We start from the raw sequence: 21,508 nt of genomic DNA on the forward strand, positions 1-21,508 counted from the left end.
CCGGGGCGGTAGAGCGTCGGGAGGACAGGCTTCGCATCCCGCGGGGCCGGAGAGCGAGGAGGACCAGGTGGGAACGAGCGCAGGAGAAGACGTCGATGCTGGGGATGATGGCGTCCCGTATCTGGGGTTGACCGAGGAGCAGCTCGAGGAGTGGCTCCAGTCGGTCATGGAGGGTGCGGATCCCGAGGATCCCGCTGCTCCGAAGCGGTGCCTGGTGTGCCCGCGTCCGCTCGAGCCCGGGCAGACGCTCGCGCTCACCGGCAACCGGCACAGCGGATGCCGGGTGGACACTGCGGCGCTGCGCGAGGCAGTCGACGGCGGGGAGGGTCTCGACTGCGAGGACACGCTCGCACTGCTGGACGAGCACGCCGAGCTCACCGAGCAGGTCCGTCGCCAGGGCGCCCAGCTCTCCGCGATCAGCCGCGAGCTCACCCGCGGAGATGAGACCGCGCGCGCGATCCTCGAAGTGCTGGGCCGGCCGACGCTCTGACCTCTGTCCTCGCTGGGCATCCCGTCCCGCGCGTACCAGGAAGCGACCCTCGGCGAACACCGCCAGGGCGGCCATCACGACCTGGAACGCGAGACGACGACATGGGACTGCTGAACGGACTGCTGCGCGCCGGTGAGGGGCGGGAGCTGCGCGACCTCTCGAAGTTCGCCGCACAGGTGGAGCAGCTGGACGAAGTCACCGCCTCCCTCAGCGACGAGGAGCTGCGCGAGGAGACGACCCGACTGCGGGCGCTCATCGCAGGCGGCGCCACCCTCGATTCCGTCGCCGTGGAGGCCTTCGCGGCGGTCCGCGAGGCGGCACACCGCACGCTCGGCATGAAGGCGTACCCGGTCCAGATCATGGGCGGGTACGCACTGCATCGCGGCCGCATTGCCGACATCAAGACCGGCGAGGGCAAGTCCCTGGTCGCCACCCTTCCCGCGTACCTCGGCGCGCTCAGCGGCGACGGCGTCCACGTCGTCACCGTGAACGACTACCTGGCGAGCTACCAGGCAGACCTCATGAAGCGCGTCTTCGCAGCGCTCGGAATGACCACGGGCGTCATCACCTCCGAGCTGAGCCCCACCCAGCGCCAGCGCCAGTACGCCTGCGACGTCACCTACGGCACCAGCACCCAGTTCGGCTTCGACTACCTGCGCGACAACATGGTCTCCCGCTCGGCGGACCGCGTGCAGCGCGGCCACGGCTTCGCCGTCGTCGACGAGGTCGACTCGATCCTCATCGACGAGGCGCGCACGCCGCTGCTGATCTCCGGGCCGGCCAGCGGTCCCGTGAGCCCCTGGTTCCGGACGTTCGCTCTGCTGGTGGAGCGCATGCGCCGCGGCACCCACTACGAGGTCGACGAGAAGAAGCGCACGGCCGGCCTCCTCGAGCCGGGCATCGACCTGGTAGAGGACGAGCTCGGCGCCGAGAACCTCTACGACGCGAGCAGCGCCCACCTGGTGGGCCTGCTGAACAACGCCGTCAAGGCCAAGGAGCTGTTCACGCGCGACAAGGACTACGTCGTCGCCCGCGGCGCCGTGGACATCGTCGACCAGAACACCGGCCGCATCCTCACCGGGCGCCGCTACAACGACGGTCTGCACCAGGCGATCGAGGCGAAGGAGGGCGTCGAGATCAAGCCGGAGAACCAGACGATGGCGACGATCACGCTGCAGAACTACTTCAAGCTCTACACCCGCCTGTCCGGCATGACCGGCACCGCCGAGAGCGAGGCCGCGGAGTTCATGGGCACCTACGGCATCCGCGTCGTCCCGATCCCCACGAACCGTCCGAAGCAGCGCATCGACCAGTCCGACCTGATCTACCTCACCGAGCGCGCGAAGTTCGAGGCCGTCGCCGACGACATCGAGGAGCGCCACCGCACGGGCCAGCCGGTCCTGGTCGGCACCACGAGCGTCGAGAAGTCCGAGCGCCTGGGACGGATGCTGACCGAGCGCGGGGTCCGCCACCACGTGCTGAACGCGAAGAATCACGAGCGCGAGGCTGCGATTGTCGCGATGGCCGGCGCGAAGGGCGCAGTCACCGTGGCGACGAACATGGCGGGTCGAGGCACCGACATCATGCTCGGCGGCAACACCGAGTTCATGGCGCACTCCGTGCTCGAGAAGCGGGGGCTCGACCCGATCAGGGACGCCGCCGAGTACGAGAGCGCATGGGATGAACTGCTCGCCGAGGCGAAGGCATGGGTCCGTGCAGAGCGCGAAGAGGTCGATGCTCTGGGCGGCCTGTACGTGATCGGAACGGAGCGCCACGACTCCCGCCGCATCGACAACCAGCTGCGCGGACGCTCCGGGCGGCAGGGAGACCCGGGGGAGTCCCGCTTCTACCTGTCGCTCGAGGACGACATCGCGCGGATGTTCGGGGGAGGCGGCACCGTCCAGGCGATCATGGCGCGAAGTGGACTGGGGGAGGACGTGCCGCTGACCGGGCGCCTGATCTCCCGCACCATCGAGCGCGCGCAGTCCGACGCCGAGTCCCGCAACACCGAGACGCGCAAGAACGTCCTGAAGTACGACGACGTCCTGACCAAGCAGCGCGCCCGCATCTACGAGGAGCGGCGCCGGGTTCTCGACGAGTCCGATCTCAGCGAGCATGTGCACGCCTTCCGTGAGCGGATCGTGCGCACCGCGGTTCGCGCCGCCGTCGGCCGCCAGCCCATGGAGGATGTCGACCTGCCCGAGCTGTGGAACGTCCTCGGGAGCGTCTTCCCGCTCTCCATCACGCCGCAGGAGATGCTGGAGGAGGTCGGCGGCGCCGAGAACCTCACGGAGAAGCGGCTCGCGGACGAACTCACCTCCGACGCGAAGCTGGCCTACGGGCGCCTGGAGTCCGCGCTGGGAGACGGCGGGATGCGGCAGCTGGAACGGGCCGCGCTGCTCGCCTCCATCGACAAGCACTGGCGCGAGCACCTCTACGAGATGGACTACCTCAAGGAGGGCATCGGACTGCGCGCCATCGCCCAGAAGGACCCCCTGGTCGAGTATGCGCGCGAGGCCAAGCTGATGTTCGACGCGATGGTCGAAGGCATCTGGGAGGACGTCGTCGCTTCGATCTTCCGCTCTGGCAGATCCCGTGCGAGCGCCCAGGCGCAGGAGGCGGCGGTGATGAGCACACAGCTCGGCAGGAAGGTGGAGGTCCCGGGGGCGGTCGCCGCGCTGCTCACCCAGGTCCAGACGATGGTGCCGGTCGGCGCCTGATCCTCCGGTCGGAGGGCGGCGACGGTCGGGGCGCACCGGAAGCGGGACATCACCGGTCGAAGGGCCTGCGCTCGGCGGGCCCGCGACCACGGGAGACCCCATGCCCACCCTCGCCACCAAGCCCGTCGGGATCGACGAAGGCCGCCTGACCTCCTGGGCGAAGCTGTACGCCCCGGCCCACTACCGCCGGATCCGCGAGTGCCGCACGGCGCTGCGCCGCATCGACGCGAAGCACGTCGCGGGCCGCACGCCGGCTGAGGCCGAGGAATGGGATCTCCTGCACGACGAGCTCGACTCACTGCTGACCGATGTCGCCGGCAAGCGCCGCGCGCTCGAGGTGAAGCGCTCGGCCATGGGGGCTCCGCGGCCGCGGACCTGAGCGGGAGAACAGCGATGCCCGCCCGTCCCGGGGAAGTCTCGGGGCGGACGGGCGGGCATCGCTGTTCCAGGAGCCGGTCAGGCCGGCCAGATGGATTGCGCCATGTCCTCGGCGTTCGCGCTCTCGCCCAGGGCGTCGTCGAACGCTCGCGCGATCTCTCCGGCGATCGCATCGGCCTGCCCGAACGAGACGCCGGCGATGAGCAGGTGCACGCCGATGGAGTCGATCTGATCGTGCTGGGCAATGCGGTGCTCGGAGATGCGGGGGTCGCGCTTCCGGGCGCTCTCGAGCACCTGGGCGAGGACGGGTTCGGCGTCGGCGCGCGTCGCCCAGCCGGTGATCTCCAGGTAGACATCGCAGCGCAGGGCGAGATGGATCGTGGGACGGACGGTCGCAGGGCGAGTCGGGTCTGGGCAGACGTGCTCGGGGCGCGGGGAGAGCGTGAGCGCAGGGGCGACGCCAGCGATGACGCTCGATGGAGCATCCCAGGCAGAGCGATCAGGCGACCATCGGCGCCGAGGGGCCGGGCGGGCGATGCTGGCGGGCGATGCGCTGTTCATGGAGGTCTCCGAGTCGGCTGGGCAGAGGTGTCGCGCCCCGGTATGTACCGCCGCGGCGCGCCTGCGTCCGAGCGCCGTCCGCGCGGCACATAGCCCGGCATGAACACGAAGATCAGCGGCATCGCCGCCAGCGCCCGCGAGTCAGCACGCAGGTCCGACGGGAAGTTCGGCGCCCAGCAGCACGACAGGGCAGACGTGGACCTCTCGGCCGCGGACACCGCCGACCTGCCCGAGCCGGTGATCGAGAAGGGCGCCACGATGATGGGCACCAGCGAGCTCGGACGCGGCTCCACCGTCGCGAAGTTCGCCACCGTCATGGACGGCGCCCGCACCGGCGAGCGCGCGACGATCGAGGGATCGGCGGTGCTGGGCCGCGGCACCACTGCCGGCGACAGGCTGACCCTGCGCGAGGGTTCGACCCTCGGCGGGGGCTGCACGGCCGGCGACCGAGTGATCCTCGGCCGCAATGCGACGGTCGCCCGCCGTACCGCCCTCGGCGACGATGCGACGATCCTGGACCGCGCCTACGTCGGCGAGAACTGCCGCCTGGGCGACAGCGTATCGGTCGGCGATCGGGCGCGCATCGAGGAGCGGGCGGACATCGCCGACGGTGCCACCATCGGCGCGGACGTGGTCATGGAGAAGGGCGTGAAGGTCGGCAAGGGCGCTCTGATTCACCCGGGCGTCACGATCGGGCAGGAATCGACTGTCGCACCTCGCACGGAGATCCCGAAGGGGATGACGGTCCCCGCGGGCACGCACGTCGATGCGGAGTGGCTGCGCGAGCGCGGCTGATCCGCCGTCCGCTCCGCCGGCCCGTCCCGACCCACTGGCGAGGCGGGCCGGCCCCGTCTGCGGCGCGTGTCCGGTGCGTGTCCGGCGCGCGGCACATACAGGGGCATGAGCACCTCGAAGATCAGCGGCAAGGCAGCGTCCGCCCGCGAGTCCGCGCGCAAGAAGGACGGCAAGTTCGGCGAGCAGGAGCACCAGCGCGCCGAGGTGGACCTGTACGGAGACATGGGCTGGATGGGCGTCGACGACTTCGATGTCGATGACATCCAGGAGCCCGAGGCCGTCGAGGCGCCCGAGGACGAGTTCGACCCCGCCGACCAGCCCCTCGCACCCGAGGAGCCCGAGCAGCCGCCCGCCCCCGAGCCCTACGTCCTCACCCTCGAGGACCGCATCGACATGCTGCGCGAGTCGTACGGCGAGGTCGGCATGGACGTCCCGCAGAACAAGCTCGACGAGCTCCACGCCCTGTACGGGAAGGATGAGGCGGCGCTGCAGAAGGAGGCCGAGGACGAGGAGGCCGGGCGCCTCGCGGGCCCCGAGACCGATGATTACCTCGGCGGTGACGGCCCCGAGCAGACGCCCGAGGACATCGACCGCGAGCTGGTGAAGGCAGTCGAGGAGGCGCTCAGGAAGAACCTCCCGAAGCCCACCCCCGAGCCCGAGAAGGACGGGGAGCCCGAACCGACCAGCACGGACGCCGCGCCCGCCGCCGAGCGCCCCCGCACCTTCGACGAGTACACCTTCCTCGAGCAGTTCGAGCAGATGGACGCGAAGTACGAGCAGGACTTCGACGGCTACCCGACCCGGTTCTTCAAGGCCGACCTGCGCGGCAAGTACCTGCCCGCCGCCGGCAGCCCGCGCGAGGAGGAGTACTACCTCGCGAACCATGCCACCGCCCTCCCGCAGCGCATGTACCTCGCCGTCTCCGACACCGCCGACCTCAAGATCGGCGATGAGGAGGCCGAGAAGCTCGCCGCCGACTGCGGCATCACCGACCTGCGCCGCATCGACCCTGCCGACGCGAAGTCGCTCAGGCTGGACTCCCGCTCCTGGGTCGGCACCTACGGCGGCAAGGAGGTCGCGATCTCATCCTCCTCGGCCGGCTCCAAGAACGCTCGCGGCTACAGCTTCCGGGGACGCCCCATCCCTCCGTTCACGCAGCGAGCCTTCACCCACCTGGACCTGCGGGCTCTCGCTGCGAACGAGCGGATTAAGCGCCGCACCGGCGTGGACCTCCTGCCGATCGTCACCGGCGGGGAGCTCGGCGCGCGGCTCGAAGGCACCGTCCTCCATGAGCGGTACGCCCTGAAGAAGGAGATCCAGAAGGAGCACGCCGACAGGGTGCGCTCCGTCATGGAGGGACTCGAGGACGCCCAGCTCGAGGGCCGCAACTTCCAGGCGCACCGCAAGTACATGAGTGCCAAGAAGTCCTCGAGCGCGACCGCCTGGCAGGACAAGAAGCATCCCGACGCGGAGCACGTGGCGATGGCCCGCGACACCACCCTCGCGAAGGCGTTCACGAAGATCGAGATCGACAACGACGTGGACGCCGAGTCCTACGCCCGCTTCGAGTCCGCCTGGGAGGACGCGAAGGACAAGCTTCCGCCGATCCCCGAGGGCCTCGCGCCGACGCTTCGCATCCGCAAGCTCGGCCGACACAAGGCCACCGGCGTGTTCTTCCCGCACGTGAACACCATCGCCGTCGACGTCCGCGACTCCAGCTCCTTCGTCCACGAGTACGGGCACTACGTCGACGTGATCACGAAGGACAACGCATCCCTCGGCAAGAACTTCCGCTCCGTCGTCGGCCGCTACTCCGATGCCGTGAAGGTGCCTCCCGGCACGACCGGCAAGTACGGCGCGGACTACTACTCCACACCCACCGAGGTCTACGCCCGCGGCTTCGAGCTCTACGCCCACGAGCGCCTCGGCATCGACAACCGCCTGCTGAACCCCGAGAAGTTCGACCGCTTCGACTTCGAGCCGTTCAAGGACCCCTCCCTCAAGGAGCAGCTGTTCGGCCTGTTCGATCGGGCGTTCAAGGGCGGGGAGGGAATGGCGCCCGCGGGGCCGGCAGCGCACGACCATGAGCACTGAGCGGCGGATGTCGCTGGGGAAGTGAGACCCCGCGTACTGGAAGGTGAGGCAGCGCGCAGCAGAGGCTCTTCCCGGACAGAAGGAGAGCATCATGGCGGACACGATCACCGACGAGCAGAAGGCGAGCCTCGCACGTCAGTACATCTCGGACTACTGGTCTGACCACGTGCTCGCGATCGGACTGCGGGAGGCACTGGTGACCCCTCCGGCCTCCTACGACCAGGACGTGGCCCTGGAGAAGGAGCTCTCCGGGTACGAGCCCATCATGGGAACTCCGCTACGGGAGTCCCTCGGCGGGATCTCCGACAAGATGCTCGATGCGATGGAGGTCGCCTACAAGAACATCCAGCGGAAGATCTTCGGCCCATTCGATGAGGAGCCCGACTCCGACGAGGACACTGATGACGGCAACTTCCACGTCGAGGACGACGAGGTTGCGCCCAGCGAGGACCCCTATGACGAGCAGTGGGCCGCTGCGGTGCGTCGCTCCGACATCGCGTGGCGCGGAATCTTCGACCGCCTCGCCTCCTGCCAGGGCGGCGACGAGGTCGATCTCATCTACGGGCACCCGATCCACGGGGAGGCCCATACCGAGGACGGCCCCACCCGCATGGACGAGGACGAGTACCGTCGGCGCAGCTCCCCGTACGTCGCGTTGTTCGGCGTCGAGCTCTACCCCGGGGATGCGGAGGCTGGCCTCGTGCTGGACTCCGTGAAGCACCGGCTCGAACCCGCCGAGTGAAGGACCTGGCGGCTCCCCGCACGATCCCGCACCTGGCGAAGGCGGACCTCGGCGTGCACTGGTTCCTGCCAGGCGCCCGCCGGCACTTCGCCACGTCCACCCGCGCCACCAGCGATCTGATCGTGCTGCTCGCCGTCCCGGGTCGCACCGTCCGCCAGGCGCGGGAGGAGGTCCGCTTCGACGCGGATGCGGCCTCGATCCTCGAGTTCATGGTCGAGCACGGACTGGGGGAGAGGGAGCTGGCGGGGCTGGTCTCGCAGTGAGCTCGCGGAGGTCCTGCTGACGCGCACGGACCCCATGCGGGACACTAGGTCCCATGAGCACAGCGCACCCGACGACCCCGATGCCGGCCGAAGCCCTGAGCGGCGCAGTTCCCGCTCCCGCTCCTGGCGCGCCCCTCTACTCGACGCGCACGGGTGCTGGGCCGTCCGGGCCTACGCAGGATGCGCTGGATCTCCTGCTCGCCGCGGAGCACCTGCACTTCACGCAGGACGCCACCATCTGGGCGTACGAGCTGGGCGCCAGCGAGGAGCGAGTGCGGGCGATCTGCCGGGGGCCCGAAGAGGAGTGGCTCGCAGACAGCGGCGAGGTCCTCTACGTGATCGGCGACGGCATCGGGCTGACGATCTCCGTGCGCGACGGCAGCGTCCTGGCCGTGCGCGCCGCCGAGCACATGGACTCGCTGCGGCCGCGGAAGGAGCAGGGGATCCCGCGCGGGCACGGCGGCTCCGGCAGGCGCTACCCGACCACCCCCGAGGACCTGCGCCAGCTACTGCTTGAGCGCGGCTTCACCGTCGAGCTCGCCGGCAACGGGCACTACGACGTCCGCCGAGACGGGGGCTTCCGCCAGATCTCCGCGACTCCGAGCGACTACCGGACCCTGCTGAACGAGATCAAGTCCCTCGAGAAGACCTTCGAGGTCTCGCTCGCGCGCACTGACCGCGAGTAGGGGCGCGCCGGAAGGACCGGCTGCCGGCGCGGCGGACGGAAGCCGGCTCTCGCGGGACATCACCAGGCATGAGCACTCCCACACACCCCATGCCGACTCCCGCCGACATCGCCCGCATCCGCCCGCGCCGCGCGCCCGCACCCACATCCCCCGCAATCACCCCGGACACGGTCCCCTCCGCGATCTCGATCCTCCAGCGCAGCCTCCCCATCCGCTTCGCACCCGAAGCGTTCGCCTGGGCGCAGCGTCTGGGCGTCACCGCGCAGCACGTGCTGTCCATCTGCGAGGATCCCGAGGAGGAGTGGGCAGGCGATGACGGGCAGGTGGTCTGTGTCGTCCGCGGCAGCATCGGCGTCGTCATCGTCGTGCGCTCCGGCCACGTCATCGAGGTGTGCGGTCCGGCTCGCATGCACCGGCGCCGGCCCCGCCTCGAGGAAGCGCCCCGGCGGAGAGGAGGCAGCTCCGGACACTACCCGGCCGACCATGCAGAGCTGCGCGATCTGCTGCTCGAGCGCGGCTTCTCCGTGCAGTACACCAGCGACGATGCCTGCCGTGTCTGGCGCGGCTCACTCTCCGTCATGATCTCCGCGGGCTCGGACGGACGCGGAGCACTGGCGAAGGACATCGACGCCGTCGAGCGGGCCTTCGCCATCTCCCTCATCCGGATGCCGCGGCGATAGGTGAGAGGCCGGGCCGGGCCGGACTCGAAGCGCGGCGCGCGGAACATACCCCTGCATGAGCACCGAGATCCTCACCGGCACCGCTGGCATCCCTAGCCCCGAGAAGGCGACCGCCCCCGTCATCCCGATCCGCACCATGGCCCCTGGTCCGGATGCCCGCTACCAGTCCACCCTGCGCGAAGTGCGCCGCTCCATCGACCTCGCTTCGTTCGACCTCACGCGCACCAGCGGCTACCCCGAGGAGGGCCTCACCGCGCTGCAGCGGCGCGTCGCCGTTGCGCGCGAGGTGCTGATGGGGCTGCTGGTCGAGGAGCTGGAGGCGGCGCTGGACGGCGTCCGCGCGCTCGGCCGCGAGATCGGAGCCCAGGTGTTCGCGCTCGAGCTGCGCCGCGACCCCGGCGCCGTGCTCTGGGCATCCCCGATCCCGCGCTTCTACGACGCCGACGGCGAGCGGGTCGATCCGGGAACCGCGATGTACCGCGATGCGCGCTTCGATGCCCTCGTGAAGGCCGATCTCACCCGGCCCGTCCTCGAGCGCCTTGCAGAGCGCGAGGACTGGGATCTGGATGCCGACGACCACGTGATCGTCGCCGTCGTGGCCGCTGCCGAGCGGGCCCGCTCGTGACTGCTCGCGCTGAGCGCCGCCAGAGGGTCGTCGGCGCGGTGCTCGAACGCGGACCTCTGCGGCCCGGCGAGGTCGCGAGGGACTTCTCCGAGCGCGAGGAGATGCCGCGCATCCTCGTGCTGGTCGCCCTGTTCGATGCCCTCGAGCTCGGCGAGCTGGAGCTCGGATGCGGCGGACGGCTCGAAGGTCCTCAGCCGACCGCGGATCCCGCTCCGATCGACGAGAATCCCGGGTCGTGAGCGTCCTCGCTGGGCAGGGTCGCTCGCGCGTATCCGAGGCCATGAGCATTCCGTCCGGCGCGCAGGCACCCCTGTTCTGGCCCGGGGTCGACGGCCCCGGGTTGCAGGAGCTGCCGTCTGCAGCGCTCGACGACCCCTGGGGAAGCGCACATCCGCACATCCCCGTGCCCGCTCATGCCCTCTCGCCTGCACCAGCCCCGGACGCCGCAGCCCCGTTCTCCCCTGCAACGGCCACGCCGCCGGCGCCGAACCCCTTCCCGCAAGGACCCGCAGCACAGACGCTCCCGCCTGCCCCGCCCGTCCAGGCGAGCGTCTCCACCTCGCTGATCGGGCCTCAGGGGGCGGGACGCCCGCTCTACCAGGCATCGCCCATCCCCGTGCGCCCCATCACCGAGCGCGATGCCCACCTCGCGCCCATCGCCGTGCTCACCGGCACCCGGCGCCAGCCCTCGATCAGCTTCGTCGCCTTCCCCGGGGCTGACCAGAAGGCATCGCAGATGATCGCGCGCCTCGGACGCACCGCGCGCACGGACAGCATGACGCTGTACCACCACCCGATCCACGGCAGCATCCGCGGCAGCATCCGCGCCACCTCCGTCCCGCCGGAGCTGCTGCGCCTGTGCATCATCGACACGTGGACCGCGGCCGCCGCCACCGACCTCGCCGGCATCACCGACCTCGCTAGCCTCCTGCACCCCATGGTCTGCGCAGACCCCTCCGACCCCTCCCAGGTGACCATCTGGCCGAGGCTCGGCGACCACGAGAAGCTCACCAAGCGGCTCCCGCCCGGCGCCTCCTGGGTCCGCGGCGCCGGGTACTGGACAGCGCCCCTGGACGGCGTCCTGGACCGCGAAGGACAGCCCCGCCCCGGCTTCATCCTCGAGGACGTCTCCATCCTCGAGCGAGCCCGGCAGCGACGCGCGTCCGGCGCGTTCGACCCGGAGCGGGCGCTCCTGATCGGCAGCGTCGGCAACGCCCTCACCATCGAGGACGTGCAGGCCGGCTACGACCGCATCGCCGCGGAGATCGGCGACCTGCCCGAGTGGTTCGGCATGAACCCCTACGGCTACCAGCGCACCGCGGCGCTCGCCATGGCCGCGAGCCACGGGCTCCTCGCCGACGAGCCCGGCACCGGCAAGTCCGTGATGGGGCTCGCCGCCTCCGCGATCCTCGCCCCCGAGCGGATCCTCATCGCCTCTCCCGGTGTCGGCGTCACCCACTGGGTCCGGGAGACCCGGCGCACGAACCTCCCCGAGCACATGGGGGAGGGCGCCGACGTCGTTCGCATCATCTCCGGCCGCAAGCAGCCCCCGATCCCGCTGCGCGGAGTCGTCGTGGTGACCCCGTCCCTCCTTCGATCCCGCCCGCAGCTCTTCGAGGAGCTCAAGGCGTGGCAGCCGCAGGTGCTGATCTACGACGAGGCCCATGGCGCGAAGACCTGGGAGTCCAAGACCAGCGTGACGATGCGCGATCTCGCCCGCAGCGTCCGCGACGCCGGCGGCCGAGCCTTCGCCCTCACCGGAACACCGCTGTCGCAGTCACCCGCCGAGGCCGCCTCCCTGCTGGACATCGTCGGCTGCCTGGACAGCGTGTTCGGCGGGTACACGGCCTTCATGGAGACCTTCTGCCGGCGTGACAACTTCGGCAAGTGGGTGCCGAGGAAGTCGGAGACCGAGCGCCTGGCGCGGATGCTGAACGACTACTGCTGGATCCGCCGCACGAAGGCCCAGGTCCAGAAGGACATGCCGCCGAAGGTCCGCAGTGCCCTGATCGTCGACGTGGACCCCAAGGGGATCGTGGAGGCGCACCGGGCGACCGACGAGAAGGTCGATGCGCTGCTGGACGCCTTCGCCCGCAAGAACAACGGACGCATCCCCGAAGGGGACGAGCTCGAGAAGCTCGCCCGCGCGAACATCTCCCTGGTCTCCAATCTGCGCGAGGCCGCCGGCATCGCCAAGGTGCCCGCGGCCTGCGACGAGCTGATTCAGTGGGCTGAGAGCACTGAGCGCAGCGACGACGGCACCTGGGATCGCCCGCTGATCGCCTGGGTCCACCATCACTCGGTGATGGACGCGATGCTCAAGGCGCTCGCGGCCAAGAGGGTCAGTGTCGGCGTGATCCGCGGCGGCGACGGTCCCGACACCATCGGCGAGACCGCGCAGGCGTTCCAGGATGGGCGCTGGCCGATCATGCTGTGCGCGATCCGCGCGGCAGGTGTCGCCGTCACCCTGACCCGCTCGAGCGATGAGCTGTTCATCGAGACGGACTGGGACAACTCGATCGTCTCGCAGGCGGAGTCGCGTGCGCACCGCAACGGGCAGACCCGCCCGGTGCTGATCCGCACGATGATCGCGCCGGGCACAGTGGATCTGCACATGCAGGCTGTGCTGCGCAAGAAGGCGGAGCTCCTGCTGGAGATCACGCCGTCGGCCGACGTCGATGTGGCGGTGATCGGCGAGGACGAGGACATCGAGGGGAACACCCCGGAGATCTCGAGGATCAAGGACCTCCAGGGCGTGGTCATGGCGCTCATCCAGGAGCGGATCGCCATGCGTGCGCGCAGGCGCCGCTGAGCGCGGGGGCGCTTCGGCCTGCCGCGGCAAGACCGCCAGGCCTAGTCCTCCGTCTCGTCCTTCTGCGCCCCGCGCCGCCCGGCGGATGCCTTCTTCCGCGCGAGCTCGGTGGGTGTGAACTGGACGTAGGCCTTCTCCACCGGCCCTTCGCAGGACTGCGACAGCTCGCACCGGCGCGGGGGAGCGGAGGATCCCCCGGGGACGTACCAGATGCTCATGCAGGAGGTGCACTGGGCGATCGACCGCGTGGGGCCGGCGGCGCGCAGGGGCCACAGGGCGTCCCAGTAGTGGGTGATCGCGTTCATGCCGGCGCGGCCGACGATCTGCTGGACGCTGAGCCCCTTCTCCTCGGCGTGGACCTTCCGCCCGCCCTTGCCCGCTTCGGTCGCCTCGCTCAGGCAGAGCGCATCGCCCTTGGTGACGTGCAGCAGCGACAGGTACAGCTCGGCGGCCTGCACGAGCGGAAGCGTGGCCGTGGGCGCGATGAGGTGCTCATCGCCCGGCATCCAGGAGATCGGGGCGCGGCGGTGCTGCGGGGGAGGCGGGGCGCTCTGGGCTGCGGGGGAGGCGATGAACCTCAGGGAGGCTTCGTCGGGGGCGGCTGGGAAGCCGTAGACCTCCGCGGGGGCTCCCGCAGGGTCGGCGGGCGACGCGGAAGGGGTCGCGCTGCCTGCCTGCCAGTCGATGGCCGCAGGAAGATCCGCGGGCTCGTCGCTCCAGCCGAACTGCGCGGCGTCCATGCCCCAGTCCTCATCGTGCTGCCAGCTCATCGGTCCTCCTCGGTGCGGATGCTTCCGCCTTCGGGTACGCGAGTCCGCCTCTGCCCAGGGAGCGCCGTGAAGCAACGGCCTCCGCGGCGGCGCTGAGCACGGGCCATGCGGCGATCTCTTCCTGGGCGAAGACGCCTCCGCGTACCTCAGGGCATGGAAGAAACTCGCTACCTCACCTCGGACCGGTTCGGGGTCTCCGCGCGCGGCGCAGTCCTGTCCGGGGCTCTCGCGACGCAGGAGACCGTGCCCACCGCTCACGTCCTCGGCACCGATATCCACGGCCTCTCCGTCGCGTCCGCCTGGCCGGTGCGCGTGTTCGTCGTCGCCGGCGGCACCACCGAAGGCCTGGAGACCACCGGCTTCCGCGTCCTCGAGGAGCTCCCGGGTCACCTCATCCTCGGTCCCAATGGCCGGGCCGTCGCGCACGTCCTCCACCACGCCGATCGCAGCGCCCGCACCGAGACCAGCGACTCCACGCGCCTTCGCTGTCGGCGCCTGGCGCGCGAGCTGGAGGAGCGGGGCCTCGAGTCCGCCGTCCAGGTCATCCGCACCAGCTGCCTCGGCTGGAACGGCTGGGCCCTCCAGGCGCTCACGGCGGCGCTCGAGGAGCCCTCCGAGAAGGACGACGCGGACGGCCTGCGTGCATCCGTCCTGGCCGGAGCGGTCTGACCCCCAACTGGCCGGTACACACCCCTGCATCAGACACCCGCCCTGGAAGGGAAGCGCATGACCACCCCCGAGCACCACGAGCACGAAGAGCACGAGATCACCGCTCGCATCCGTGCCTTCCGCACCCTCGCGACGATGGAAGCCGCGAAGGCCGAGCTCCCCGAGCAGACCGAGAAGCCCCAGGTCCTCCTGACCATCGGGATCAACGGGATCGCCTCTGATGGCGCCGCTGTGGCGGACGTCGACATCGCCGGCCTCACCGACACCCAGGCAGTGCGCGGGCTCGTCGCCCTCCTGCACGCCCTCCAGCACTCGCTCATGCAGGACGCAGAGGGTCTCGTGGAAGGCCTGCTCGATCTCGAGTTCCGCGGCATGACCGCAGGGGATCCGGCACCGCAGGGCCATCAGGGAACCGGAGACGCGAGCGACCCCGACGTCGCCTTCGATCACAGCGCGATCCACCCTTCCTGGCCTTCGATGGGCGACATCGACCGGGCTCTCGCGCTCGAGTACCTCGAGGAGCTCCGCTCGACCAGCCAGCTCTCCGACACCCCGCCCTCCGGCGGCGCAACCCTCGCCTACGAGCAGTCGCCGATGCTGCGCGCCCTGCCCCCGGAGTACGCCCACGCGCACGCCATGACCCTCGAGTCCGAGTTCCGGCTCCTCGAGACGATCCGCCGCAGCGAGCGCCAGCGTCTCGAGAAGGCCCTCGCCCGCCATCGCGCCCAGCAGAGGCACCTGGCAGGCACCCGCAAGGAGAAGAACCGCTGAGCGATCCCGCCACCACCGCAGTCCCCGCGTCCACCTCCACCATGGAGGACAGGCTCGGCCTGCTGAACCTGATCCGCTCAATCAGCTCCGAGCCCGGGACCGACGTGCCCGGCATGTGGCTGAACCGCCCGATGCTTGGCTTCGACACGGAGACCACGGGCGTGGACACGGACCGCGACCGCATCGTCACGGTCGCCCTGGTCGCATCGTCCGGCATGCCCCCTCACCAGGAGGTCGTGTGCACCTGGCTGATCGATCCGAGCATCGAGATCCCCGAGGGCGCCTCTGCCGTGCACGGCGTCTCCACGGAGTTCGCCCGCACCCACGGCATCGCCCCGTTAGAAGCGCTCGACCAGGTCGCGACGATCCTCGCCGAGGCGCAGATGCGCGGCATCCCCATCGTCGCCTTCAACGCCCGGTTCGACCTGCGGATCCTCGAGGCGGAGCTTGTGCGCAACGGTCTGCCGACCCTCGCCCAGCGCGCTCCCGGAGCGCCCCTGCTGGTGCTGGACCCGCTGACGATCGACCGCGGAATGGACCGCTGGCGCAAGGGCAAGCGGAAGCTCGTGGACATGATGGCCCTCCTCGGCATCAAACAGGGCGGGCGCCTGCACACCGCGGACGTCGACGTCTCCATGACCCTCCAGGTGCTGCGTGCCCTCGCGCGCAAGCACCCGAGCCTCGGCAAGTGGGACCTGGCATCCCTCCAGGGCGAGCAGGAGCGCTGGCACCGCGTGTGGGCGCAGGGGATGAACGGCTGGCTGGCGCGCCAGGGAAAGCCCGCAGACATCGAGCTGACGTGGCCGTAAGCACTCGGTCTGCGCGGCCCGTCGCCGGGACATCACAGGGCATGAGCACCTTCCCGAGCGCCCTGGATCGTTCCTCCGCGGATCGCCCAGCGCCCCGCCGTCCGCGCCGCACCCAGCCCTTCGTGCGCATCCCCTCGACTCCCGCCGAGCAGAGCACCCCCGTGCAGACGGAGGGCTTCGCCGACAGCGCCCGCCCTCGGACTGCCGTGCGGCGCGCCGCGAACATCGTGGCCTCCTGGGTTCTGTGCCTCGCCATCGCGGGGTGGCTCATCGCAGGGATAGCAGCCAACGCCGACGCCTACGCGGCCGGTCTCCCCGGGAGTCTGCTCCTGCTGCTGGTCGCCGTTCCTGCGGGCGCCGGCCTCTTCGCGGGCCTCTCGCACGTCGCGGTCGACTTCGCGCTGAGTCGCCGCGCCGGAGGGGAGCGCCGGTGAGCCCAGCCGCCCTTCTCGGCAGCATCGAGCCGTCGACGCCTGCCCTGCTCGCCCTCAGCGCGCTACTGGGGATCGCCTGCGGAACGCTCGGCTCGGCAGCGTCCCGCGGCGGCCGGCGACGGGACCGCTTCGGGGCGGGACTGTCCATCGCAGTGGTCGCGCTCGTCGGGGCGGGTCTCGCGCTCATGGGGTGGCGCTATCTCGAGGTGGAAGGCGCCGACATCACCGCTTCCGCCGATGCTCCTCTGAACATCGAAGTCCTCCCGCAGCCCATCGTCCTCGCGCTGATCCCGGTGACGGCGATCGGGGCGTTCATCATCGTCGCCTGCTCTCTGGACTGGGCGCATCGTGCTCGGCAGGCCCGCCGGATCCTGGTCGCCGGTGCGCTGCCCGCCGTGCTCGCCTTCTCGTGGGCGGGCGCCATCGCGGTCACGGGCGAGCCGTCGGTGCTGGAGGATCCGGCGGCCGTGCAGGTCCTCCCGAAGTGGGCGGCGCCGCGGTACGGCACCGAGCTCGCCGCCGATGACGCGCGGGATCTCCTGGCCGGCCGCACGGTTGTCGTGGGGGAGAGCGCCGTCCATCTCGGAGGCAGTCCCGGCGCACTGGTGTTGATCGACCAGAGCGGCGCTGAGCTCCAGACGGAGCGCGAGCGCGCCGAGCTGGAGGCCGGGCAGCAGGCCGAGGGCGATTCCGAGCGAGTCACGGTGCCGGTGCGATGAGCAAGGCCCAGGCGGACGGTCGCATCTACGCCCTCGCCCCCGTATCTGACGGGACGCTCGTGATCTGCCAGAACGAGTCGATCCCGCGCGTGCTCCACCTCGATGTCCCCGCCGATGCCGTGATCGCGAGCGCCCGCATCGAGCGCGCCGGGACCCGAGCGGTCGTCGGTGCCTTCACGACCGGCATCATCCTGCTCGCCTACCCGCTGTTCGAGCTCACGGGATCCGCCGTGCTCGTCGCGGCCCTGACCGCAGCCGCGATCGCAGCGGTCATCGCATTGGCCCTCATGCCGCTCGCGATCCCCGCCGAGCATGTCCTGGCGACCTTCACCGGCGCCGAGGCCCAGTCCATCCTAGACGCCGCACCAGGCCCCGGAAGCACCGATGCCGGAGGCGGTCTGGAAGGACTCCAGGCGGGACATCCTCCTGTGTCCACCCGCCAGCTCTCGACCGAGGAGCCCACCCGATGAGCCTCACCCGCACGAAGCTCACCCGACGCACGGTCTCCCTGCGCGCCGGCGCGATCGCCTACCGGATTTGGCTCGACGAGTTCGGCCCCATGGAGACGCCCGGCGCGTTCCGCCGCGCACGCATCGCCCAGCAGGCGAAGGCCGCCGCGAAGGCATTGCGCACCTCGCCGAGCCTCGGCATCGAAGAGCTCGCCCGCATCCTGCACCGCGCGAACCCCTACGCGGCGCCCTGGGACGACCTCGGCGTCCCCGGCACGTATCGCCGCCGCGCCCGCCAGGCGCTCGGCCTCGATGCGCCTGCTCGGGCCATCTGAACCCCAACTCCACCCGCACCTCTCACCACTGGAAGGAAATCCCCATGGATCCCAACCTGCCCCTCCACGTCGGCCCCACGGCCAGCGTCATGACCTTTGTCCTGGGCGGTGCCGCGATCCTCGCCCTCATCATTGGCATCGTGTGCTTCCTCATTGTCAATCGGACCGGGCACTCTAACCACTCGCTGCTCGCCATCGGCCCCACCCCTTTCATGGTCGGAGCTATCGGCGGAATCCTGGCAGCCTTCGCCCTTGCGATGTCGACCCTCGGATCCTTTGATTCCAGTGTGAGCCCCGGGCAGATGCGCGCCTGGGCGATCGAGCGACACGACCTCGACTTGACCGGTGCAGAGGCTGAGACGCTCATGGTGCCCGCCATGATCCCAGGCGGGATCCCCCTCCTCGGAGAGCGCGACACCAGCGACCTCGTGGTTCTCGAGAGCGGCGCCTCCATCCGCAGCTCCTACGACCCCGAGCGCGACCTCCTGATCCTCACCGACTCCACCGGCACCGAGCTGCCGGTCACCGCCGGCCGCTGAGCCTGAGGCCTCGCACCCCTGCAGCCGCCGAACGAGAAGGAGCAGCACCCCATGGTCATGTTCGAGGACCAGACCGCCGCCCCGCGCAAGGGCACCGACTTCGGTGCGATCGCGCGGGAGCTGAAGGCCGAACTGGAGGATCAGGCCGCCTACGGGCCCCTGCCCGCCGCGCCGGCCAACCCCTTCAGCTCGGCAGCCGAGCAGGCCCGGGGAGTCGAACAGGATCCCTGGGCAGATCCCATCTACCAGGCGAAGGTGTCCGGCGCCGCGAAGGCAGAGCCGGAGCCCGCAGTGAGCGCGGCGGACGATCCGGCCGGCAAGGCGGAGGGCGGGATCGTCCTGACCGAGGAGTTCTCCCGGGCGCTCGAGATCCTCCATCGCGGCGACCCGCTGTTCCTCACCGGCAAGGCCGGAACCGGCAAGTCCACCCTGATCCGCCGCTTCCTCGGCGAGACGAAGCGCAAGACCGTCGTCGTCGCCCCCACCGGCATCGCCGCACTGAACGTGGAGGGCTACACCATCCACCGTCTGCTGTCCCTGCGCCCCGGGATGACAGTCGAAGATGTGCGTAATCCGAAGTACTACCCCCGCCGGTTCGCCAGCGTCCTGAAGCACCTGGACACCCTCATCGTCGATGAGGCCTCCATGGTGCGCGCCGACCTGTTCGACTGCATAGCCGAAGCTCTGCGCCGCTTCGGCCCGGACCCCGCGAGGCCCTTCGGCGGGATCCAGCTCGTGCTCGTCGGAGACCTCTACCAGCTGCCGCCCGTCGTCGGCCGCGACGATGCGGACTTCACCTCCCGCTACGCCAGCCCATTCTTCTTCGACGCGAAGGCCTACGACGCCGAGCAGTTCGAGGTGGTGGCGCTGGAGACCGTCTTCCGCCAGCAGGGCGACACCGAGTTCGTCGACCTCCTGAACGACGTGCGCGACGGCTCCGTCACCGCCGGCGACCTCGCAGCCCTGAACATCCGCGTCGACCCGTCCTTCGAGCCGGAGGACGACGAGCTGTGGCTGACCCTCGCGACGACGAACCGCGCCGCCGAGGATCGCAACGACTTCATGCTCTCGCGCACCACCGGCGAGGAGAAGACCTTCCGCGCCCAGATCACCGGCGACCTCGACGGCTTCGAGCGCCCCGTTCCGGAGGAGCTCCGATTCAAGGTCGGCGCGCAGGTGATGCTCCTGACCAACGACGCCGAGGAGCGCTGGGCGAACGGCACCATCGGCACGATCGAGCGCTTCGGCGATGCGAACGACCCGTTCGAGAAGGGTTCCATCCACGTCTCCACCCCCGACGGCAGCGTGCTGGTCGACCCGCACGACTGGGAGGTGAAGCGGCCCGTCCCCATCGAAGGAGTCGACGAGGACGGCGCCCCCACCACCCGCATCGAGCACCAGGTCGTCGGCGTCTACTCGCAGCTGCCCATGAAGCTCGCCTGGGCGATTACCGTCCACAAGTCCCAGGGCCAGACCCTGGACCGCGTCATCGTCGACCTCGGCGGCGGGACGTTCTCCGCCGGCCAGCTCTACGTCGCCCTCTCGCGGTGCACGTCGCTTGAGGGGATGGTCCTGCGCCGCCCCGTGACGATGACCGACGTGAAGGTCGACCGCCGCGTGCGGGAGTTCCTCAGCGTCCACGACACCGGCGACGCGGCCGGCATGGTGTTCCTCGACGCCCTCACCGTCCCCACAGACCAGGGCGTCCGCATCCTCGAGATCGCGGCGCTGAACGAGGACGGCGCCTGCGCCTCCACGCTCGTGCGGCCGCGCGCCGACGTCCCCGGCGGGCACTGGGGCGTCTCCAGCGAGGAGCTGCTGTGGGCGCCCGAGCTCGCGGAGGCCCTGCGAGGCCTCAGCCCCGTCACCGAGGGCCGCATCCCCGCCGGCGAGGACATCACACTCCTGCTCAGCATCATCGACGAGCAGACCCGCGCCGAGGGCACCTCCCTGCGCTACCCCCTGAGCGGGCTCGAGACCGTCTGCACCCACGCCCCGTACGGGCCGGCGCTCGGCCGCCTCGAAGCGGTGCGACAGGCCGTGCTCGAAGATCGAGCCCAGGACGCGACCGCCGGCGAGCCCGGGGAAGGGACGGCATCCGCCCGCTCGCGGATGGCACCGATCCCTCCGCGCCGCGGCGGATACCTCCTGCCGCGCGGCGCAGCGTTCCCCGGCGGTCTTTCCGGCCGAGATGCGGCCCTCGCCGCCCAGTACATCCAGGACCGTGCCCGGCGCATCCAGATCACACCGCAGCGCGCCGCACAGATCCGCGAGGCAGAGCAGATGCTGGGCACCCAGATCCTCGACACCCTCGCCGGCCAGAACCACGAGCTTCGCCGCGGAGACTCGGTGATCCTCCCGGAGCGCCCGACGGAGACGGGACGTCCCCGCTCGGCGACGTTCGCGAAGGCACTGGCCGAGCACGCCGGTCTGAAGGTTCCTAAGCTGCGCCTGACCAAGGCGGTCCAGGTCGTCCCCGACGGCGATCCTGCGCCCGAGGACGCGGAGCGGAAGTTCGTGCGGGAGAGCGCGTTCTGGACGTTCGTCAGGAGTGCCGGCCAGAGCTGATCTGCGGATGATCGCCGATCTTCCAGACTCGGGGGAGGGTCCGCGGGACATAGAAGGGCATGGACCACCTCTTCGCTCCCGTCGCGCCTGTGAACGCCCGGCAGGTCACCCTCAAGTACCACCTCCACGTCGCCCGCGGACGCACCCGCGAGAAGCACGTGCTCCTGCGGCGCTTGGAGCTTCTGATCGTCGACGCCGCCCCCTCTGATCCGCGCTTCACCGACACGCACCTGCGAGTGATGCCGAGCGGATCCATCTACCGCGGTCGCAGACTGCTGAACGATGCCAGCGACGACCAGTCGCGCGAAGCCACCCGCAATGCCTTCGAGCTTGAACACGTCGTCTCGCCGGATGGCCGAGTGCTCTCGGCGAACCACCTGTCGGCTGGGGCCTGAGCGAGATCTGGTGTGGCGTGTCCGAGACGGATCAACGTTGCGGGAGCCGCGCGGCCAGCAGCTACGGCTTGTGTCGCTAGGTGTTGCTGGCCATGAGGTTGTTGACGCTCGCGCCGTGACGACGCGCTCCAAGTTTGGGTGCGGTCGAGTGCTACAGTGAACATGTTCAGTGAACGTGTTCAGTTAAGGATGGCGAATGACACC

General features: G+C 70.4%; 24 protein-coding genes. 22 read left to right on the forward strand and 2 right to left on the reverse strand.

Annotated features, from left to right (window positions below; all coding sequences use genetic code 11):
• Nucleotides 1-67: 67 nt before the first annotated feature.
• From Bequi_RS09855 to Bequi_RS09865, 3 genes are all read left to right on the forward strand, one after another.
• A complete protein-coding gene (locus tag Bequi_RS09855; protein ID WP_249737763.1) occupies nt 68-490 on the forward strand; it encodes a hypothetical protein in 423 nt (140 codons plus the stop codon).
• Between the two features lie 101 nt (nt 491-591).
• On the forward strand, nt 592-3,210 hold the full coding sequence (secA, locus tag Bequi_RS09860; protein ID WP_249737764.1) for a preprotein translocase subunit SecA: 2,619 nt from the start codon (nt 592-594) through the stop codon (nt 3,208-3,210).
• A gap of 100 nt (nt 3,211-3,310) precedes the next feature.
• The gene (locus Bequi_RS09865) at nt 3,311-3,589 is read left to right on the forward strand and encodes an SPX domain-containing protein (protein WP_249737765.1); all 279 of its coding nucleotides are present in this window, start codon (nt 3,311-3,313) and stop codon (nt 3,587-3,589) included.
• Between the two features lie 77 nt (nt 3,590-3,666).
• Here the strand turns inward: Bequi_RS09865 and Bequi_RS09870 are convergent, their stop codons facing one another.
• Complete coding sequence (locus tag Bequi_RS09870) at nt 3,667-4,149, reverse strand: hypothetical protein (protein WP_249737766.1); 483 nt, start codon at nt 4,147-4,149, stop codon at nt 3,667-3,669.
• Between the two features lie 99 nt (nt 4,150-4,248).
• Between Bequi_RS09870 and Bequi_RS09875 the strand changes: the two genes are divergently transcribed.
• The 9 genes from Bequi_RS09875 to Bequi_RS09915 all read left to right on the forward strand — a co-directional run bounded on the left by Bequi_RS09875 (nt 4,249) and on the right by Bequi_RS09915 (nt 12,846).
• A complete protein-coding gene (locus Bequi_RS09875) occupies nt 4,249-4,944 on the forward strand; it encodes a DapH/DapD/GlmU-related protein (RefSeq protein ID WP_249737767.1) in 696 nt (231 codons plus the stop codon).
• Between the two features lie 105 nt (nt 4,945-5,049).
• Complete coding sequence (locus tag Bequi_RS09880) at nt 5,050-7,038, forward strand: hypothetical protein (protein ID WP_249737768.1); 1,989 nt, start codon at nt 5,050-5,052, stop codon at nt 7,036-7,038.
• A 91-nt stretch (nt 7,039-7,129) separates the two neighbouring features.
• On the forward strand, nt 7,130-7,780 hold the full coding sequence (locus tag Bequi_RS09885; protein WP_249737769.1) for a hypothetical protein: 651 nt from the start codon (nt 7,130-7,132) through the stop codon (nt 7,778-7,780).
• Nucleotides 7,777-8,043, forward strand: coding sequence for a hypothetical protein (locus Bequi_RS09890; protein WP_249737770.1), 267 nt, complete (start codon nt 7,777-7,779; stop codon nt 8,041-8,043). The genes Bequi_RS09885 and Bequi_RS09890 overlap by 4 nt, the downstream gene beginning before the upstream one ends.
• 53 nt (nt 8,044-8,096) lie before the next feature.
• A complete protein-coding gene (locus Bequi_RS09895; protein ID WP_249737771.1) occupies nt 8,097-8,729 on the forward strand; it encodes a hypothetical protein in 633 nt (210 codons plus the stop codon).
• A gap of 68 nt (nt 8,730-8,797) precedes the next feature.
• Nucleotides 8,798-9,409 (forward strand): hypothetical protein, encoded by a 612-nt coding sequence (locus Bequi_RS09900; protein WP_249737772.1) that lies wholly within the window; start codon nt 8,798-8,800, stop codon nt 9,407-9,409.
• 55 nt (nt 9,410-9,464) lie between these two features.
• The gene (locus Bequi_RS09905; RefSeq protein WP_249737773.1) at nt 9,465-10,034 is read left to right on the forward strand and encodes a hypothetical protein; all 570 of its coding nucleotides are present in this window, start codon (nt 9,465-9,467) and stop codon (nt 10,032-10,034) included.
• Nucleotides 10,031-10,273, forward strand: coding sequence for a hypothetical protein (locus Bequi_RS09910; protein WP_249737774.1), 243 nt, complete (start codon nt 10,031-10,033; stop codon nt 10,271-10,273). Before Bequi_RS09905 ends, Bequi_RS09910 begins: the two co-directional genes overlap by 4 nt.
• A 41-nt stretch (nt 10,274-10,314) precedes the next feature.
• On the forward strand, nt 10,315-12,846 hold the full coding sequence (locus tag Bequi_RS09915) for a DEAD/DEAH box helicase (RefSeq protein WP_249737775.1): 2,532 nt from the start codon (nt 10,315-10,317) through the stop codon (nt 12,844-12,846).
• 41 nt (nt 12,847-12,887) lie between these two features.
• Here the strand turns inward: Bequi_RS09915 and Bequi_RS09920 are convergent, their stop codons facing one another.
• Nucleotides 12,888-13,616 carry a hypothetical protein gene (locus Bequi_RS09920; protein ID WP_249737776.1) on the reverse strand — a complete coding sequence of 243 codons (729 nt, stop codon included), beginning with the start codon at nt 13,614-13,616 and terminating at the stop codon, nt 12,888-12,890.
• Nucleotides 13,617-13,769: 153 nt separating this feature from the next.
• Between Bequi_RS09920 and Bequi_RS09925 the strand changes: the two genes are divergently transcribed.
• The 10 genes from Bequi_RS09925 to Bequi_RS09970 are packed head-to-tail and all read left to right on the forward strand — an operon-like array spanning nt 13,770 to nt 21,304.
• Nucleotides 13,770-14,285, forward strand: coding sequence for a hypothetical protein (locus tag Bequi_RS09925; RefSeq protein WP_249737777.1), 516 nt, complete (start codon nt 13,770-13,772; stop codon nt 14,283-14,285).
• Between the two features lie 57 nt (nt 14,286-14,342).
• Nucleotides 14,343-15,056: a hypothetical protein gene (locus Bequi_RS09930; protein ID WP_249737778.1), complete on the forward strand. Its 714-nt coding sequence runs from the start codon at nt 14,343-14,345 to the stop codon at nt 15,054-15,056.
• A 41-nt stretch (nt 15,057-15,097) separates the two neighbouring features.
• Nucleotides 15,098-15,865, forward strand: a complete 768-nt coding sequence (locus Bequi_RS09935) for an exonuclease domain-containing protein (RefSeq protein ID WP_249737779.1) — start codon at nt 15,098-15,100, stop codon at nt 15,863-15,865.
• Nucleotides 15,866-15,906: 41 nt separating this feature from the next.
• Nucleotides 15,907-16,299, forward strand: a complete 393-nt coding sequence (locus Bequi_RS09940) for a hypothetical protein (RefSeq protein ID WP_249737780.1) — start codon at nt 15,907-15,909, stop codon at nt 16,297-16,299.
• Entirely contained in the window at nt 16,296-17,018 is a 723-nt protein-coding gene (locus tag Bequi_RS09945; protein ID WP_249737781.1) for a hypothetical protein, read from the forward strand. The genes Bequi_RS09940 and Bequi_RS09945 overlap by 4 nt, the downstream gene beginning before the upstream one ends.
• Complete coding sequence (locus Bequi_RS09950; RefSeq protein ID WP_249737782.1) at nt 17,015-17,488, forward strand: hypothetical protein; 474 nt, start codon at nt 17,015-17,017, stop codon at nt 17,486-17,488. Before Bequi_RS09945 ends, Bequi_RS09950 begins: the two co-directional genes overlap by 4 nt.
• Nucleotides 17,485-17,802 carry a hypothetical protein gene (locus Bequi_RS09955; RefSeq protein ID WP_249737783.1) on the forward strand — a complete coding sequence of 106 codons (318 nt, stop codon included), beginning with the start codon at nt 17,485-17,487 and terminating at the stop codon, nt 17,800-17,802. Before Bequi_RS09950 ends, Bequi_RS09955 begins: the two co-directional genes overlap by 4 nt.
• Before the next feature lie 44 nt (nt 17,803-17,846).
• On the forward strand, nt 17,847-18,341 hold the full coding sequence (locus tag Bequi_RS09960; RefSeq protein WP_249737784.1) for a hypothetical protein: 495 nt from the start codon (nt 17,847-17,849) through the stop codon (nt 18,339-18,341).
• A 51-nt stretch (nt 18,342-18,392) separates the two neighbouring features.
• Entirely contained in the window at nt 18,393-20,909 is a 2,517-nt protein-coding gene (locus Bequi_RS09965) for an ATP-dependent DNA helicase (protein WP_249737785.1), read from the forward strand.
• A gap of 59 nt (nt 20,910-20,968) precedes the next feature.
• Complete coding sequence (locus Bequi_RS09970) at nt 20,969-21,304, forward strand: hypothetical protein (RefSeq protein WP_249737786.1); 336 nt, start codon at nt 20,969-20,971, stop codon at nt 21,302-21,304.
• Nucleotides 21,305-21,508 lie beyond the last annotated feature (204 nt).

The sequence above is a fragment of the Brachybacterium equifaecis genome (genome assembly GCF_023509525.1).
GTDB classification, from domain to species: domain Bacteria; phylum Actinomycetota; class Actinomycetes; order Actinomycetales; family Dermabacteraceae; genus Brachybacterium; species Brachybacterium equifaecis.